The following is a 629-nucleotide window of genomic DNA, read 5'->3' as shown; positions in this document are numbered from 1 at the left end:
AAATAATAATATTGATGATGTACGTATAACGATCGCTAGCCCATTGTTGTTGAGCTTGATATAAATTCGTTACAGCATCCAACACATTCACCATCGTGCGTGTCCCTACCACATAGCCGGCTTGGGTGGCTTCTACTTTATTTTGCGCAGAAACAATGGCCTGTTCGTCCGCTTTAATTTTGCTAATACCAGAATCCACACCAAGATAAGCCTGGCGGGTTTGCTGTACCACCTGCCGATGGGTAAGGTTCAGTTGTTGGCTAGCAGAGAGATAATTATATTCTTCCTGCCGAGTAGAATGGATCACATATCCACCCTGAAAAATAGGGAAATTTAAATTAAACCCACCACTCGTACTCGTTGTAGTCGTATTTATAAAACCAGCTTCATCAGCGGCCGTAAACCACTAAGACTGGGGGGGGGGGCCTTGTTGCTTGGTCCCATGCGTGATAACGCCAGTTAAGGTTGGATACCAACCCATGGCAGTTTGTTTGACCAACTCTCGCTGCGCCAGCATGGTATACAACACTGATTGGATAAAATAACTTTGTCGCTCAGCAATTATTGTCCACGCATTAATATTCCTGGGATAGGGTATTACCAATGGGATTATTTTTTTCAACCCAGCC

At 44.2% G+C, this 629-nt stretch carries 1 pseudogene; it reads right to left on the bottom strand.

The features are described from left to right. A pseudogene (locus B1F79_RS06815) lies at nucleotides 1–629 on the bottom strand (TolC family protein); the annotation flags it as partial.

It is taken from the genome of Coxiella-like endosymbiont of Rhipicephalus sanguineus (assembly GCF_018687865.1).
The sequence above is the reverse complement of the archived record's forward strand: the minus strand, read 5'-3'. Positions and strand labels throughout refer to the sequence as shown.